Genomic DNA, 16,040 nt, shown 5'->3' with positions numbered 1-16,040 from the left:
GGGACCGGAAGGGGTCAGCGCACGAGGGGGAGGGCCTCGGAACCCGGCAGGTCCATGAAGGTGGGGTGCTGGACCATGCCCTCGGGGGTCTCCTGCTCGGCGGTGCCGCCCTCGATGGAGACGAGGTCGCTGGTGTCCAGGTCGTTGAGCAGGTCCGTGCCCCGGCTCAGGCCGTTGACCAGGTCCTCGGCGGTGGTGGTGTCGATGCCCTCGGCGACCTGGGGCAGCTGGGCGTCGGCCAGCGGGCCCTGGAGCGAGACCGGCTCGGCGGAGCGCAGGTCAGCGGAGCCGAGGTCGGACGCACCGGTCAGCAGGGCGTCGGTCAGGTCCGTGACCTTGGGGGTCTCGAAGGCCGGGGCCTCGCCGCCCGGGGTCCGCGGGGAGCTCTGCGGAACGGTGGTGAGGTCGCGGCCCTCCCAGGCGCGGTTGCCCACCATGCCCAGAACCTCCTCCTCGCCGAGGTTCACGTAGTTGTCGGCGGTCAGCTCGGTGGCCTCGACGACGTCCTGGATCTGCTTCGGGGTCTCCAGGCCGAAGGCGGCCGCCAGGTCCCACATGTTGGGCGCGGTGAGGTCGGCGCCCTCGGACGGGACGGCGGCGCTCGTGTGGACGGGCGTGGGCTTGGGCTCGGACAGGGCGCTGACCGGGTTGAGGTCGTTCAGCACCAGGGCGTTGTCGCCGGTGAGGTCGGTGACGCCGCTCAGGTCGGTGACCTCGCTCAGGGAGGGCGCCTCGCTCAGCTCGGGCAGGCGGCGGTCCTCCAGGCTCGGCAGCCGGGTGGCGTCCAGCTCGGGCAGGACCAGCATCTCGTCGCGCAGGTCGGCGGCGGCCTGGACCGTGTGGGGCAGCACCTCGGAGGCGGTGGACTCGGCGGACGCGCCCGCCCCGCGGGCGGTGTCCTCCACGACGGTCCCGGCGTCCTGGGCGGCGGACTCCACGTTCCGGCCCACCGTGTGCCCGACGGTGTCGTGCGGGTCGCCGTCCAGGCCGGTGGCGTCCTGCGCCTTGGTGACGGTCTCGGACAGCGGGGAGTCGGGCAGGATGGCGCCCAGGTCGGGGGCGGGCTTCTCGGCGTTCGCGGTCTCCTGGAGCTCGCTCAGCGCACGGTCCGCGATCGGGGTGACGCCCTCGGGGGCCAGCACGTGCATGGTCGGGGCCACGCCCTCGACGAGGGCGCGCTCGACGACGGGCGAGAGCTCCTGCATCGGGGTGGCCAGGGCCTCGGCTCCGGCGACACCGGCGCCGAGGGCCACGAAGCCCGCGGTGCCCGTGACGAGGAGTACTGCTCGGGCGGAGAAGCGCTTGGTGTGCGTCATGGTTTTCCTTCCCTGGTGAAGCTCTGGATGAACAGGACGACCGCGACGCCGTGGACGGCGGTCGTGGGGAGCCGGGGCGGACCACCGGCTGACGTGAATCACGTGAACGAGGGCACGGGACTCAGGTCAGCTCCCAGGAAGTACGTGCTGGGAACGGTCCGGGGGCGCGTCGTGCGCCCGGGGCGGGACCGTTCGCTAGTCCGGCGAGACCGTGAGGTCGTCGGCCGGGTCGGCGGGCACGGTGTGCAGCCGGTGCGCGGCCAGGCGCACGGCGTCGGCGGCGGGCGCGGGAAGCGGCGCGGCCGTGAGGTATCCGGCGACGGAGGGCGCGGGCGCCGGTCCGTTGGCGGTGGGCGCGGGGGACCCGGTGGCGGGCTGTACGCGCTGGTGTTCGGTGGCGCGGTCGTCGTCCTCCTGCTCGGAGTCGGGCGTCGCGGTGCTCGGGGCGGTGGAGGCGTGGTGAGCGGTGACCGAGGGGAGCACGTGCACTCCGTGACCCTCCGACTGCTCGGCGGGCTCGGAGCCCTCGTCCTCTTCGGCGGCCCGGTCCGCGCCGGTCTCCCCGTCCTCGCCCTCGTCCGAGTCGGAGGCGCGGGAGGCCCGGGACTCGGTGATCGGCAGGCTCTGGGCCAGGCCGCGCTCGACAGTCTCCTCGCGGGTGCGGTCGATCTCCGCGACGAAGCCGCGCACCTCGGCCACGGCGGGCTCCGGCAGGCTGACGGCGGCCTCGGCGGTTTCGACCGTGCGCTTCTCCAGACGCTGGTGCACGGTGCCGAGCGTGGTGGTCACCGGTTCGGTGACCTTCTCGGGTACGACCGAGTCCAGGGCCGGGGCCTCGCCCAGTCCGAGGGCCTCGCCGGTGGCGGTGGCGGTCTCGGAGACCGGGGCCCCCAGGGCGCCGGAGCCCGACGAGGCGGAGTCCGCCTGGGCCGGTGCGGCACAGAGCAACCACAGCACGGCGAGGAAGGCGCCCAACAGGAGTGGGAGGCCGATCGCGGAGGGCACCGCCGCGCACGCGGCCGAGGCGGCACGGAGCGTGCCGGTTCGGCTGGTGCGAGGAATCAAGGGGACCCTCCGAGACGTGTGACCAGGTCGGGGCGGGGCAGAGCCCGACGCCCACGACCTGACGTTAGCACAGTGTCACCGAGGGTAGTTTTGAATGACCGAAACCGGGAACTCCAGGTCAGGGTCTTGATTCGGCGAGGGCCGCCTCGCGACGCGCCGCGGACCGGGCACGTGAGCTGCGTACCTGGTCGAAGGCGAACACGCACACCGCCAGCCAGACGAACACGAAGCCGCCCCACCGGCTCAGCGGCATGTCCTCACCCTGGACCAGCCAGCCGATCACGAACATCATGGTCGGGGCGATGAACTGGAGCATGCCGATCACGCTCAGCGGCACCTTGCGCGCCGCCAGCCCGAACAACAACAGGGGCAGCGCGGTCACGAACCCGCCGCCCACCAGCAGTGCGGTGTGCCCGGTCGAGACCGACAGGGCGGTGCCCGCCCCGGTGGCCTCCAGATAGACCACGAACCCCAGCGCGGGCAGGAACATCACCAGGGTCTCGACGGTCAGGCTCTGCATCCCGTCCAGGCTCACGTACTTCTTCACCGCCCCGTAGGCGGCGAACGTCGAGGCCATCAGCAGTGAGAGCCAGGGGGTGGAGCCGTAGGCGACGGTCATCACCACGACCGCGACCACACCGAGGCCCACCGCGACCCACTGGGCGGCACGCAGGCGTTCGGCGAAGAAGACCACGCCGAGGCAGACCGTCATCAGCGGGTTGATGAAGTACGCCAGCGAGGCCTGGAGGGTCTGGGCGGTGGAGACCGAGTAGATGAAGCCCCACCAGTTCACCGAGATGAGCACCGCGGCCGCCCCGACCAGCAGGAGCTGCCTGGGGTTGCGCAGCACCTGGGGAAGCCAGGACCAGCCACGCCGGGCCAGCAGCAGGAACACGCACATCGCGAGGAGCGCCCACACCATGCGGTGGGCGAGGACCTCGGCGGGTTCGGAATCGGAGAGGAAGGGCCAGTAGAGGGCCGCGAAGCCCCACAGGAGGAAGGCGGTCGCCCCGAGGACGACACCGCGGTTGGTTTCCGACACAACCGCAATGGTAGGACGAATCCGCCCAACTGTCTCCTGTTCGTCCCAGCCTGTGGACAACCTTCGCGCACGCCCCCGGGAACGCCTGGACGGGCCGGATAGCCTGGAGACATGTTCGGCAGAAAGACGACCATGGTCGACCCCGCCCAGGCCCTTCCCGGCCGGGACACCGCGATGCCGGTGCCCTTCGGCCACACGGTGCTGGGCACCCGGCTCACCCCGCCCTATCCGGAGGGCAGCGAGATCGCCGACGTGGCGATGGGCTGCTTCTGGGGTGCGGAGCGCACCTTCTGGAGGCTGGGGGCGGAGCACGGGATCATCACCACCGCCGTGGGCTACGCGGGCGGCTACACGCCCAACCCCACCTACGAGGAGGTGTGCTCCGGCCTGACCGGCCACACCGAGATGGTCCGGGTGGTCTTCGACCCGGCGCGGATCACCTACACGGAGCTCCTCAAGGTGTTCTGGGAGGGCCACGACCCCACCCAGGGCATGCGCCAGGGCAACGACGTCGGCTCGCAGTACCGTTCGGCGATCTACTACCACTCGGAGGCCCAGCGCGAGGCGGCCGAGGCCACCCGCGACGCCTTCCAGCCGGTCCTCACCCGCTCGGGCTTCGGCCCGATCACCACGGAGATCGCTCCGCTGAAGGCCTTCTACTTCGCCGAGGACTACCACCAGCAGTACCTGTCCGACGCGAAGAACCCCAACGGGTACTGCGGGATCGGCGGCACCGGTGCCAGCTGCCCGATCGGGGTCGTGACCTCGAACGACGCGGACTCTGCGCGCTCGGCCGAGTAGTACGCCCGAGCACCTGCGAGTACGCCCGCGAACGCTCGAACGACGGCTCGACCAGCAGCCGAAAAGCAGAGGTTCCCGGCTTCTGCGAACCGACCCCCGGGAGTGGGAACTTGATTTCTCAGGCCAAATCCCGGGGGTCGGTTCAGTTCTGCCGGGGTCGGGGGCCGGTCGCGGCGTCCCCGTGGAGCGTGCCGCGTACGAGGAGTCACTGGTCGCCGACCTGCGCGCGACGACGAGCCGGTACCCGAAGGACCCCGACATCGGGGCGTTGGTCTCAAGGCTCAACCGCAGTCACCGGTTCCGTGAACTCTGGGCGCTCCGGTCGGTGGGCGATCACCAGGGCGATCACAAGATCGTCGCGCATCCGGAGGTGGGGGACATCGCCTTCGACTCCGATGTGCTCACCACCCAGGGCACGAACCTCCGCCTCGTGGTGGACACCCCGCACGACGCGGACGCCAGGAACAAGGTCGATCTCCTGTCCGCCATCGGCATCCAGGAAATGACCTCGAAAAGCTGACTCGCGATCCCGTTGAGGCGCGGGGGTGTGGCACTGCTGTGTGCCGTCGCACTCGTACCGATCGTCGACTTCGGCGCACACCGTCCTGTTCGTGCTCCTGTGGGACGCGAGCGGCAGCCTGATCGAGGAGCGGGCGGCGGTGATCCTCGCCCTGTTGCCGCCCCCGCGTGTGTCTGTCAGGATGCTCCGACCCGCCCGTGCGCCCTTCGCGGCGTGTGGCCGGTGAACTTCTCCGTCTTCCTGTGGGCGCCGGGAGAGGGTGCTGACCACGGAAAAGGCTGGATCACTTACCCCGGGTAACGGAATCCTGACTTGCGTTTCAGGTAACGAACAGATATCGGTGAAGGTGTGCGAGTCGATGAAGCCCCCCAGAACGCCGTAGCCCCGTCTCCGCAGGGACCCGCCGCACCGGCGGTCTCCAAGACCGCGTGGATGGGTTTCGCGCGTGTGGCCGCCATGGCGGCCGTCGTGCTGGTGCACGCCTATTCGCCGTTCGTGAGCACGACCTACACCGACCTCGGTGGCCCCACCTGGTGGGCGGCACACGTGGTGGACGCGGCGCTGCGCTGGTGCGTGCCGGTGTTCGTGATGATGAGCGGCGCGCTGCTGCTGCGCCCTCGCGACGAGGACGTCCGGGGGTTCTACCGCAAACGGTGGGCCCGTATCGGTGTGCCGCTGCTCGTGTGGACCGGCGCCTACCTGCTGTGGCAGTTCTGGCGTGACGGCCTCGGGTTCCCCGACTCCCTGGCGCAGGCGGCCTCGGGGTCGCCCTCGATCCACCTGTACTTCCTGTACGTCATCGCCGGGCTCTACGTGTTCACGCCGTTCCTCCGCACCGTGGTGGCGCACACCTCGCGCACGGGCCTGTGGTGGTTCGCCGGCGCGGCCCTTTCCATCGGTGTCGTCGACCAGGTGTCCGCCCTGGTCGACGGGGTCGGCGGGGTCACCGTCGCGACCAGGTTCCTGCCGTTCCTCGGCTACTACCTGCTGGGTTGGCTGCTGACGGACCGGGGGCCCGGGCCGCGCGACGCCCTCCACGGTTCGGTGGCGTTCGTGCTGGGCACCACCGGGACCGTCCTGGGCGCCTGGGCCGCCGCCGCGTCCGTCGGCGAGTGGGGGACGGGCGCCGAGTACGTCTACGACTTCCTGTCCCCGACCATGATCGTCGCGTCGGTCGGCGCCTTCCTGCTGCTGCGCGCCTGGGGCACCCGGCTGGCGGAGTTGGGTGCCGGGCACCGTGTGAACCGGGCTATCGCCGTGCTGTCCGCGCTGAGCTTCGGCGTCTACCTCGTGCACGTCATGGTGCTGTACACGCTGCGGGACCTCGGGGGGACCCCCGACGGGCTGGTCGGGCTCACCACAGCCGCCGGGTACGCCGTCGCCACCACGCTGATCAGCCTCGTGCTGGTGGCCGTCGCCCAGCGGATCCCGCTCCTGCGCGCCACGGTCTAGTTCCTGCCTCCCGGATGCCCGACGCGAGCGTCGTCGGTGCGGCGAGAGGCGGCCCGGTGACATCGCGGGGAGACCGCGCCGTGGAGTCCGTCGGGGGCGGTGACGGGCGACGGGTCGGGTGGGCGGTGTGAGTCGAAGAGGCGGGGTCTAGGGTCGGGGCCATGGACTGGCTGGAGCGTGTCGGCTCGATCAGGCGCTGGAGCCGCGACGGCTACCAGGCCCCGCACAAACACCTCCTGCTCCTGTACGCGCTCGGGCACCACCAGCGCGGCGGACGGGAACTGGTGTACGGCGAGGTCGAGGCCGACCTCGACCGGTTGCTGAGGGAGTTCGGCCCGGCCCGGCGGACCACCTCCGCCTACCCCTTCCACTACCTCGCCAGCGACGGCCTGTGGAGGGTCACCACACCCGGAGGGGGCGGCTCGCCCGGGCCGAGCGCCCCGAAGTTGCGCGGCGGCGCCAGGGGCGGGCTGGCCCCGGACCTGTCCGCCGCGCTCGACGAGGACCCGGCGTTGCGAGCCAGGATCGCCCGGCTCCTCCTCGACGGCAACTTCGAGCCCTCCCTGCACGCCGACATCCTCGCCCAGGTGGGGCTGGACCTCGAACCGGTGCGCGGGGAGACCGCCCAGGGGCGGGACCCGGGATTCCGCTCCCTGGTGCTGACCGCCTACGAGTACCGGTGCGCCTTCTGCGGCTACGAAGGGCTGGTCGACGGCGCCTCGGTGGGTCTGGAGGCTGCGCACGTTCGCTGGTGGGCCTTCGACGGTCCGGACGACCTCACCAACGGGCTGTGCCTGTGCTCCATCCACCACCTGCTCTTCGACAAGGGTGTGCTCGGCGCGTCCGCGGACCGTACGGTGACGGTCTCCACCCGGTTCGCCAGCCGTTCCCCCGCGGCCGAGAGAGCGGTGCTCTCCCTGGCCGGGGCACGGGTGCTCGGTCCGCAGCGCGGTCTGCCCACCGTGTCCGCCGACCACCTGGAGTGGCACACGCACCAGGTCTTCCGAGGACCCGCGCGCGAACGGGTGCCCGCCGTGTGAGTCCGGGACCGGGCCACCCGGACACCCGGTTCGCCCAGCAACTTTGGTAACCCCTTGTGTCACTCCGACAACAGGCGTGGCCTGGTGACCGTGAACCATTGCCATGGGTAGCGATCCGGGTACTCACGGTGCCTTTCCCGGTGGAGGGGCGCTGCATAGTCTCGGGACTCCCGTGGCGCGTCCAGCGCGCGGATCACCTGACTTCCAGGGGGAGAGTCCATGACGGCCCTGCACGGGTTGACGGTCGACCACCTCAGAATCCACACGGCGGACGCCGAGAAGGCCGCCCTGCGCATGCGCGACGGGTACGGGATGGGCACCCTGGCCGAGAGCGTCCAGAACGGCACCGAGCGGTCCACCATGGTGGGCACCGGTGACATCAGGATGGTGTTCACCCAGGCGCTCACCGACGACCACCCCGTGGCCGACTACGTCCGCGCGCACGGGGACGGGGTCGCCGACATCGCCCTCACCGCCGAGGACGCCTGGGCCGCCCACGACCTCGCGGTCTCCCGGGGCGCGGAGTCGGTGGCCGCCCCCACCGAACGGGACGGCGTGGTCACGGCCACCGTCGGCGGGTTCGGGGACGTGACGCACACCTTCGTCGAACGCCCGCCCGGCACCGACGTCCGCCGCCTGCCCGGTCTGTCTCCGATGGCCGGGGGCGGCGCGGCCGACCTCGGACTGCTCACTGTCGACCACCTGGCGGTGTGTCTGGAACCCGGGCGGCTCGACCCGGCGGTCGAGTACTACCGGAGTGTCCTGGGCTTCGAGCTGATCTTCGAGGAGCGCATCGTCGTCGGTTCGCAGGCGATGGTCTCCCGCATCGTCCGCTCCGCGGGGGGAGACGCCACCCTCACCCTGATCGAACCGGACCAGGACCTCGACCCGGGCCACATCGACGACTTCGTGCGTGACCACGGTGGCCCCGGGGTGCAGCACATCGCGCTGAGCACGGCCGACGCGGTGACTACTGTGGGACGGCTCCAGGAACGCGGGGTGGCGTTCCTGGCCACTCCCGACGCCTACTACCGGCTGCTGGGCGAGCGGCTGGACCTGCGCAGGCACTCCGTGGACGAGCTGCGCGAGCTGGACATCCTCGTGGACGAGGACCACGACGGCCAGCTCTTCCAGATCTTCGCCCGTTCCACGCACCCCAGGAACACGGTGTTCTTCGAGGTGATCGAACGTCTGGGCGCCACCACCTTCGGCAGCGGCAACATCCGCGCCCTGTACGAGGCGGTGGAGCAGGGACGCGAGGACTGAGGAACGGAGCCCCGGCCTCGGTCGGGGCTCCGTTGCCTATGCCCCCGGCGAGGGTCGGACGCCGCGCTCACGCAGGGATCCGACGAACCCGAACAGGTGGAACAGCACGAGGAAGGCCAGCAGCCCGAAGGTGGCCCAGAGCCCGACACCGATGGAGCTCTGCGTGGTGGCCAACCCCAGGGCGTCGGACCGGGGGCCGCCGTTGTGCTCCTGGTAGAGCAGCGAGAGGTCGGTGGTCAGGGCGCCGAGCGCGAGGACGGCGAAGACCAGGCCCAGCAGCATCTGGGTGGGGCGGTGGCCCACCAGCAGGGTGACCAGGAACCCGACCCCGGACAGCACGAGCGAGACCAGGAGCAGCGTCATCGCCCCTGCTCGGAACGCCTCTGGCGATGCCAGGGAGGCGGCGCTGCCCTCGACGGTCGGGGCGCGGTCCAGAGCCAGGTCGAGGCCGGTGTAGGTGACGTACAGGTCCCCCATGCCGCTCTCGCAGGACAGGGTGACGAAGGGAAGGAAGAAGCACAGGACGACGAACGCGAAGCCGCTCGGGCTGAGCAGGCTCCGGCCGCGTCGACGGGATGAGGGCAAAGGGGGGAGTCTTCCTCTCGGGCCCGGGCCAGGGGGCGGTGGCTTTGGAGCTCCCCGAGGATAGCCGGGGACAGCGCTCCGTGAGGGCGCTCCTGCTCCGGGTGTCCGCGAGTGGCCACGTCTGGGGCCAGCCCCCTCCCGGACACGGGAACGGCCCCCGGAGGACGGATGTCCGGGGGCCGTTGGGGAACGGGAGGGGCAGGCCCGAGAAGGGTCAGACCCGGTCCGCGGTCTCCCTGGCCTCGGCCCTGCGGGCCGCGCTCCGGCGGCGCACCAGGGAGATCAGCGGCACCAGGGCCGCGATCAGGACCAGGACGTACAGCCCGATCGAGATACCGCTGCCGACCAGGATCGACGGGTCGCCCGAGGAGGCGGCCAGCGCGCGGCGGAACTCGGTCTCCGCGATCGGACCCAGCACCACGCCGATCAGCGCGGGGGCGACGGGGACCCCGAAGGTCCGCATCCCCAGGCCCAGCAGGGCGATGGCCAGCAGCATCACCAGGTGCGTCACCGAGGTGTTGATGGCGTACACCGCCAGCACCGAGAACAGCGTGATACCCGCGTACAGGTACGGCTTGGGCAGCTTCAGCAGCTTCGCCCACAGCGGCGCGAACGGCAGGTTGATCACCAGCAGCAGCACGCTGCCGATCAGCAGCGAGGCCAGCAGGGTCCACACCAGGTCGGCGTTGCGCTCGAACAGCACCGGACCGGGCTGGAGTCCGTACTGCTGGAAGGCGGCCAGCATGATCGCCGCCGTCGCCGACGTCGGCAGACCCAGCCCCAGCAGCGGGACCATCGTGCCCGCCGCGCTGGAGTTGTTCGCCGACTCCGGGCCGGCCACACCCTCGATCGCGCCCTGGCCGAACTCGCTCTTCTCCCCGGTCCGGCGCTCACGGCGCTCGGCGAGCTTGCGCTCCAGGCCCAGGGACAGGAAGGTCGGGATCTCGGCGCCGCTGCCGGGGATCGGCCCGAAGGCACTGCCCATCGCGGTGCCGCGCAGCCACGGCTTCCAGGAGCGGCGCAGGTCCTTACGGCCCAGCCACGGACGGCCGGTGCGGATCGCCGCGAAGTTCGGCGCGGACTTCCCGCGCGCCGCGATGTAGAGCACCTCGCCGAGGGCGAGCAGGCCCACGGTGACGATCACGATGTCGATCCCGTCCAGCATGCTGGACGAACCGAAGTCGAACCGGGCGGCGCCGCTCTGCCCGTCGATACCCACGAAGCCGATGGCCAGACCGATGAGCAGCGAGGCGATGCCGCGCACCACCGAGCCGGACACGACCGCGGCCACCGCAACGAATGAGAAGACCGTCAGCGCGAAGTACTCGCCGGGACCGAAGTTGAGCGCGAACGACACCATCACCGGGGCGAACAGCGCCACGACCAGCGTGCCGATGACGCTCGCCACGAACGAGCCGATCACGGCCGTGCCCAGTGCCTGGGCGGCCCGCCCCTTGAGCGCCATCTTGTGGCCCTCGTAGGTGGTGGCGATCGACGACGCCTGGCCCGGGGTGTTGAGCAGGATCGATGTGGTGGCACCGCCGAACATGCCGCCGTAGTACACACCGGCGAACAGGATGAACGCGCTGGTGGGGTCGAGGCGGAAGGTGACGGGCAGCAGCAGGGCCACGGCCATGGCCGAACCCATGCCCGGCAGGACGCCCACGGCGGTGCCGAGCAGCACACCGAGGAAGGCCCACATGAGGTTCTGGGGGGTCAGCGCCGCGGCCAACCCGTCCGCGAGGTTGATCAGAGTGTCCATCAGAGCACCATCTCCAGGAAGCCGCCCGGCAGGCTGAGCCCGAGGCCGAGCGAGAAGCCGACCTGGACCGCCGCGGACATCGACAGCGCCACGATCGCGTCACGCAGGTAGGCGCGGGCGCCGAAGGCGTAGGCCACGATCCAGAACAGCAGGGCGCCAGCGAGCAGCCAGCCCACGAACTCCAGCAGCGCGACGTGGACCACCAGGCCCGCCAGCACCAGCAGGACCGGGCGGCTCTCGAACCAGCCCAGAGTGGAGGTGCCGTCGCCCGTGTTCCGGTTGCGGAGGTTGACCACGGTCATGCACACGGCGGTGACGAGCAGCAGCACGCCCACGGTGCCGGGGAAGGCGCCCGGGCCGGGCCGGGTGGCGTTGGGCGGCGCCTCGATGGTGAGGCCGCCCCACAGGGCTACGGCGCCCAGGACCGCGACCAGCGCGGGGATCACCCACGCGGTCGGGCCGCGCCAGACCGAGGTCTCCGGGTCGAGTGCCTCGGCCTCGTCGGTCCCGGTCGTCTGGTCCACGTCGGCCCGGAGGTCCTCGGCGGCCTCGACCGTCGGGGCCTCGTCGGTCCCGCCTGTACCGGCGGTCTCCGCCGCCTCGGCGCTGACGCGGGTGTCGTCGGACGTCACAGTCCCAGCTCCTTCACGGTCTCCTGGGTCAGGGCGACCTCCTCGTCGAGGAACTCCTCGAACTCGGCGCGGCCCTGGTAGGTGTCGGTCCACCGGTTGCGCTCCAGCGTGTCCGCCCACGACTCGGTGGCCAGCAGCTCCCGCACCAGCGCCTCCAGCTCGTCGGCCTCGTCCTCGGAGAGGCCGGGAGGGGCGATCACCCCGCGCCAGTTCGACATCTCGAGGTCGTAGCCGAGCTCGATCATGGTCGGGATGTCCACGCCGTCCAGGCGTTCGGGGGAGGAGACCGCGAGCGCGCGCAGCGGGCCGTCGTCCTCGATCTGGTCGCTGAAGTCGCCCAGGGTGCCGAACCCGACCTTCGACGTGCCGGAGAGCAGCGAGGTCAGGGTCTCACCGCCACCGGAGTACGGGAGGTAGTTGATCTCGCCGGGCGAGATCCCCATGGACTGGGCGACCTGCGCGGCGAAGATCTGGTCGACGCCGCCCATGGAGCCGCCCGCCACGGGCAGGGTCCCGGACTTCTCGTTCCAGTCCTCGGCGAGGTCGTCGATGGTCTCGTAGGGGGAGTCCTTGGGAACGACGATCGCGAGGTACTCCGACGCCAGCTGGGCGATGGGGGTCGCGTCCTCCATCGTGTAGAGCGACCCGGTGGTCTCCACCGCGCCCACCATGCCCAGTCCGGTCATGGTCAGCACGTTGTCCTGGCCGTCGCGGCCCACGGTCTGGGCCAGCCCGATGGTGCCACCCGCGCCCTCGGCGTTGCGGACCTCGACGTTGAACCGCAGGTCCTCCTCACGCAGGCCGTTCTGCATCTCACGGGCCAGCGTGTCCCAGCCGCCGCCGGGGCCGGCCGGTGCGATGAGCAGCACCTTCTCCTGGGCCCCGTCGCCGGACGCGGCGCTCTGACGTACGTCGTACAGTGCCGTCCCGACGAGGAGCAGGGCACAGAGCCCTCCTGCCACGCGGAGCGGCACGCCACGATCGCGCATCGTCCTCTCCTTCCTGAGTGTCCGTGCACGTCTCCCGGTGCGCGGACGCAGGGGAGATCCAGACCACAGTGTGACCGTGGGCACGCCCATGTGAGGCCTTTGTTAAAACTGGAGTCATATTGGTCGTATTGTTCGTGAAGCGTGTCTGCGAAGCTGACCGCGCGACGCCGACCTGCGCGTTCACCGGCCGGGAGATCCCACCCGGCCACTGGAGTGCTCATGAACCCACATCCCGCACCCGGTCGCCTCACGCTCACCGGGTCCCTTTTCATTGGATATGTCTGTCTTCTGGCGATGGCCCTCGCGGTCATCGGCTCCCTCTGGGCGATCCACCTCGACCGCGAGACCGACCGGCAGTACGCCGAACGGGTGCTCACCGTGGCCCGTTCGGTCGCGGTCCTGCCCGAGGTCGTCGAGGGCCTCCAGACGGTCGACCCCTCCGAGGACCTCGACCCGCTGGCCGACCGCATCTCCTCCGCCACCGGCGCGGACTACCTGGTCATCGCCTCGCCCGACGGGACCCGGCACACCCACCCGGACAAGAGCCGGATAGGGGAGACCGTGTCCACCCCGCCCGGCCCCGTCGTACGCGGCACGGAGTGGACGGGCGTGCAGGACGGAACCCAGGGCCGCACGGTGCGCGCGAAGATCCCCGTGTTCTCCGGCGGGGGCTCGGTGAACGGCGGCGACGCCCAGGGGGAGATCGTGGGATACGTGTCCCTGGGCATCCTGGACTCCAGCGCCACCACTGACGCGCGCGCCTCGATCCCGGTCATCCTCGCCGCCACCGCGCTCGTGCTGGTCCTGGGCGTGGGCGGTTCGTGGGTGCTGTCCCGGCAGGTCCGCGCCAAGACCCACGGCCTGGAGCCGGCCGACATCACGGCGCTGCTGGAGAGCCGGGAGGCCCTGCTGTACGCCGTGCGCGAGGGAGTGCTCGCGGTGGACCGCGATGATCGGATCCTGCTGGTCAACCCGCCCGCCCGCACCATGCTCGGACTGCCCAGGGGAGTGGAGGGAAGCCGCCTCGACGAGCTCGGCCTGTCCGAACGGGCCCGAGACATCGTCTCCGGCGCGGACCCCGGGGACGACCTGATCCTGCTGTCCGGTGACCGCGTGCTGGTCGCCAACCGGATGCCGGTGCGCATCCGGGGAGAGGAGGCCGGGGCCGTGGTCACCCTCCGGGACCGCACCGAGGTGGACCGGCTCACCGGTGAGCTGGACGGGGCACGGACCGTCACCAGGGGGCTGCGCGCCCAGACCCACGAGTTCGCCAACCGGGTGCACACCGTGGCAGGGATGCTGGAGCTGGGCGCCCACGACGAGGCCAGGGCCTACCTGGCCGACCTCGCCGCCACCCACACCCGCACCTCCAGCGGCGTGGCCGAACACGTCCGCGACCCCGCGCTGGCGGCGCTCACACTGGCCAAGTCCGCGCAGGCCTCGGAGCTCGGTGTGGACCTGCGGCTCTCCCCGATGACCAGCGTCCCGGTCTGTCTCAAGGGGGACCTGCGCTCGGACGCGCTCCTGACCCTGGGCAACCTGGTGGACAATGCCCTGGACGCGGTCACCCCGAACGGCTGGGTGGAACTGATGGTGCGCCTGCACACGGTGGCCGACACCGGGCTGCCGCACGACCTCCTGGAGATCCGGGTGACCGACTCCGGGCAGGGGGTGTCCGACGAGCTGGCGGAGGAGATCTTCCGATACGGGTTCACCACCAAGGCCTCCCGCGACGGAGGCACCCGCGGCCTGGGGTTGGCGCTGGTCAAACAGGTGTGCGAGAGCAGAGGGGGAAGCATCGAGATGGAGGCACCCGACGCCGAGGAGGGCGCGGTGTTCACCGTTTGCCTGCCGGTGGTCACGGCGGCGGTGGCCCGGTGATCCGCGTGCTGGTCGTCGACGACGACGTCCGGGTGGCCCGCAACCACCAGGAGCTGGTGGAGTCCGTGCCCGAGTTCACCGTGGTCGGGGTGGCGCACACGGCGGCCGCGGCCCTGGCCCAGGTGCGCGGCCACCGGCCCGACCTCGTCCTGCTCGACCTCCACCTGCCGGACGCCTCGGGCATATCGGTGATGCACACCCTGCGTTCGGCCGCCGCCCAGGACGCTCCGCAGCCGGACTTCCTGATGATCACCGCCGTTCGCGACATCGCCCAGGTCCGCGCGGCGCTGCACGGCGGGGCGGTGCACTACCTGCTCAAGCCGTTCCCGCTCAGCGCCCTGCGCGACCAGCTCGAACGCTACGCGGTGGCGCGCCGCCAGATGGAGGGGGAGCGGCAGGCCACGCAGCAGGACGTGGACCGGTTGTTCGGACTGCTGCGCCCGCCCGCCGCCCGCTCCCTGCCCAAGGGCCTGACCTCCGCCACCGTCGACCTGGTCGCGGGCGTGCTGCGCGAGGCGGAGGGTGAGGTCTCCGCGTCGGACGTCGCCGAACGCTCCGGGGTCTCCCGGGTCACGGCGCGCCGCTACCTGGAGCACCTGTGCGCCGACGGCCGAGCCGAACTCCGCATGCGCTACGGGTCGGCTGGTCGCCCCGAGCACCTCTACCGCTGGGTCGCCTGACCCCGGGCCCGCCAGGCCTCTCCGGCCTGCCACCGATGTTCCTCAGCCAGGGCCCGTTCGCGGTGAGCCAGTACGGAACGAGCCTGACAGGAAGCCGAGTTCGGTCTCGAAGAGCCCGGTGACCCGGGCCCCGGCCTCCTCGGAGATGTCGGCGGTGCGTGGCACACTCGGGGCATGCTCGATCACCTCGGTATCCAGGTCGCTGATCCCGAAGCCAGCGCCGCCTTCTACGACGCCGTCCTCGCCACTCTGGGCCACGGGCGCATGCTCCAGTTCGGGCCGGTGATCGGCTACGGCACCGAGCACCCCCAGTTCTGGATCTCCCCCAGCGAGACCGAGGGACCGGCGAGGGAGTCGCACATCGCCTTCCTCGCACCGGACCGGGCGGCGGTCGACGCCTTCTTCGCGGCGGCGGTCGGGGCCGGTGCCGAGGTGCTGCACGAACCCGGGCTCTGGCCCGAGTACCACGAGCACTACTACGGCGCCTTCGTCCGCGACCCTGACGGCAACAACGTGGAAGCTGTCAGCCACGTCCCGATCTGATCCGTCGGGACGTGCTCCACCAGCGCACCCCTGGAGCGGCCCCCACGGGAAGGGGTTCGGAGGGTGGGATCAGGCCGCGCCGGTGCGGCCAGGCGTGGGGGCGCGGAGTCGACGAGGGGGTAAAAGTGCTTGCCTCGGCCGGGCGGTGGTTCTAGGTTGGCGCGATCCGAACCGTTGGTGAGAGGGGTTGCGGTTGTACCGCCTACGTGAGTGGAACCGGGGCGACGCCGACCGGCTGCTGGAGGCCTTCCGCTGGGACGAACTGTCCCGCCAGGAGACCGAGGTGCCGCGGACGCGGGATGAGGCCCTGGAGTGGGTCGCGCGCAGGGCGGTCCTGGCCGCGGAGCAGGAGGTCCACGGGTTCGCGGTGGTCGACGGGACCGACCGGGTGCTGGGGCACGCGCAGGTCTCGGTCACCAGCCGTACGCACGGGCTCGGCTGGGTGTCGTACTGGACGCACCCGGCC

At 71.3% G+C, this 16,040-nt stretch carries 16 protein-coding genes; 9 read left to right on the top strand and 7 right to left on the bottom strand.

Annotated elements, in window-relative coordinates:
* Nucleotides 1–14: 14 nt before the first annotated feature.
* The 3 genes from D452_RS0105080 to rarD form a co-directional block, all read right to left on the bottom strand.
* On the bottom strand, nucleotides 15–1,316 hold the full coding sequence (locus tag D452_RS0105080; protein ID WP_017543064.1) for a hypothetical protein: 1,302 nt from the start codon (nucleotides 1,314–1,316) through the stop codon (nucleotides 15–17).
* Nucleotides 1,317–1,511: 195 nt separating this feature from the next.
* Nucleotides 1,512–2,381, bottom strand: coding sequence for a hypothetical protein (locus D452_RS0105075; RefSeq protein ID WP_017543063.1), 870 nt, complete (start codon nucleotides 2,379–2,381; stop codon nucleotides 1,512–1,514).
* Nucleotides 2,382–2,499: 118 nt separating this feature from the next.
* Complete coding sequence (gene rarD / locus D452_RS0105070) at nucleotides 2,500–3,423, bottom strand: EamA family transporter RarD (RefSeq protein ID WP_017543062.1); 924 nt, start codon at nucleotides 3,421–3,423, stop codon at nucleotides 2,500–2,502.
* Between the two features lie 111 nt (nucleotides 3,424–3,534).
* On the opposite strand from rarD, the gene msrA reads away from it, so the two are divergent.
* The 5 genes from msrA to hppD all read left to right on the top strand — a co-directional run bounded on the left by msrA (nucleotide 3,535) and on the right by hppD (nucleotide 8,502).
* Nucleotides 3,535–4,224, top strand: a complete 690-nt coding sequence (gene msrA / locus D452_RS0105065) for a peptide-methionine (S)-S-oxide reductase MsrA (protein ID WP_017543061.1) — start codon at nucleotides 3,535–3,537, stop codon at nucleotides 4,222–4,224.
* 181 nt (nucleotides 4,225–4,405) lie between these two features.
* Nucleotides 4,406–4,744, top strand: coding sequence for an MmyB family transcriptional regulator (locus D452_RS31070; RefSeq protein WP_017543060.1), 339 nt, complete (start codon nucleotides 4,406–4,408; stop codon nucleotides 4,742–4,744).
* Nucleotides 4,745–5,176: 432 nt separating this feature from the next.
* Nucleotides 5,177–6,196, top strand: a complete 1,020-nt coding sequence (locus D452_RS0105050; RefSeq protein WP_017543058.1) for an acyltransferase — start codon at nucleotides 5,177–5,179, stop codon at nucleotides 6,194–6,196.
* A 161-nt stretch (nucleotides 6,197–6,357) separates the two neighbouring features.
* A complete protein-coding gene (locus D452_RS0105045; protein WP_017543057.1) occupies nucleotides 6,358–7,236 on the top strand; it encodes a phosphorothioated DNA-binding restriction endonuclease in 879 nt (292 codons plus the stop codon).
* A 219-nt stretch (nucleotides 7,237–7,455) separates the two neighbouring features.
* Nucleotides 7,456–8,502: a 4-hydroxyphenylpyruvate dioxygenase gene (gene hppD / locus D452_RS0105040; RefSeq protein ID WP_017543056.1), complete on the top strand. Its 1,047-nt coding sequence runs from the start codon at nucleotides 7,456–7,458 to the stop codon at nucleotides 8,500–8,502.
* A 36-nt stretch (nucleotides 8,503–8,538) separates the two neighbouring features.
* On the opposite strand, the gene D452_RS29200 is transcribed toward hppD, so the two are convergent.
* From D452_RS29200 to D452_RS0105020, 4 genes are all read right to left on the bottom strand, one after another.
* Complete coding sequence (locus tag D452_RS29200) at nucleotides 8,539–9,087, bottom strand: hypothetical protein (protein WP_017543055.1); 549 nt, start codon at nucleotides 9,085–9,087, stop codon at nucleotides 8,539–8,541.
* 214 nt (nucleotides 9,088–9,301) lie between these two features.
* Nucleotides 9,302–10,849, bottom strand: coding sequence for a tripartite tricarboxylate transporter permease (locus D452_RS0105030; RefSeq protein WP_017543054.1), 1,548 nt, complete (start codon nucleotides 10,847–10,849; stop codon nucleotides 9,302–9,304).
* Nucleotides 10,849–11,481 carry a tripartite tricarboxylate transporter TctB family protein gene (locus D452_RS0105025; protein ID WP_017543053.1) on the bottom strand — a complete coding sequence of 211 codons (633 nt, stop codon included), beginning with the start codon at nucleotides 11,479–11,481 and terminating at the stop codon, nucleotides 10,849–10,851. Before D452_RS0105025 ends, D452_RS0105030 begins: the two co-directional genes overlap by 1 nt.
* A complete protein-coding gene (locus D452_RS0105020) occupies nucleotides 11,478–12,470 on the bottom strand; it encodes a Bug family tripartite tricarboxylate transporter substrate binding protein (RefSeq protein WP_017543052.1) in 993 nt (330 codons plus the stop codon). Before D452_RS0105020 ends, D452_RS0105025 begins: the two co-directional genes overlap by 4 nt.
* Before the next feature lie 219 nt (nucleotides 12,471–12,689).
* Between D452_RS0105020 and D452_RS0105015 the strand changes: the two genes are divergently transcribed.
* The 4 genes from D452_RS0105015 to D452_RS0105000 form a co-directional block, all read left to right on the top strand.
* Nucleotides 12,690–14,351, top strand: a complete 1,662-nt coding sequence (locus D452_RS0105015; protein ID WP_026128982.1) for an ATP-binding protein — start codon at nucleotides 12,690–12,692, stop codon at nucleotides 14,349–14,351.
* Nucleotides 14,348–15,031 carry a response regulator gene (locus D452_RS0105010; RefSeq protein ID WP_026128981.1) on the top strand — a complete coding sequence of 228 codons (684 nt, stop codon included), beginning with the start codon at nucleotides 14,348–14,350 and terminating at the stop codon, nucleotides 15,029–15,031. The genes D452_RS0105015 and D452_RS0105010 overlap by 4 nt, the downstream gene beginning before the upstream one ends.
* Before the next feature lie 174 nt (nucleotides 15,032–15,205).
* Entirely contained in the window at nucleotides 15,206–15,574 is a 369-nt protein-coding gene (locus D452_RS0105005) for a VOC family protein (protein WP_017543049.1), read from the top strand.
* Nucleotides 15,575–15,767: 193 nt separating this feature from the next.
* The coding region (locus tag D452_RS0105000; protein WP_017543048.1) for a GNAT family N-acetyltransferase at nucleotides 15,768–16,040 on the top strand (273 nt) is incomplete at its 3' end.

It is taken from the genome of Nocardiopsis prasina DSM 43845 (genome assembly GCF_000341265.1).
Classification (GTDB): Bacteria; Actinomycetota; Actinomycetes; order Streptosporangiales; family Streptosporangiaceae; genus Nocardiopsis; species Nocardiopsis prasina.
This window is presented reverse-complemented; position numbering and strand designations above follow the sequence as displayed.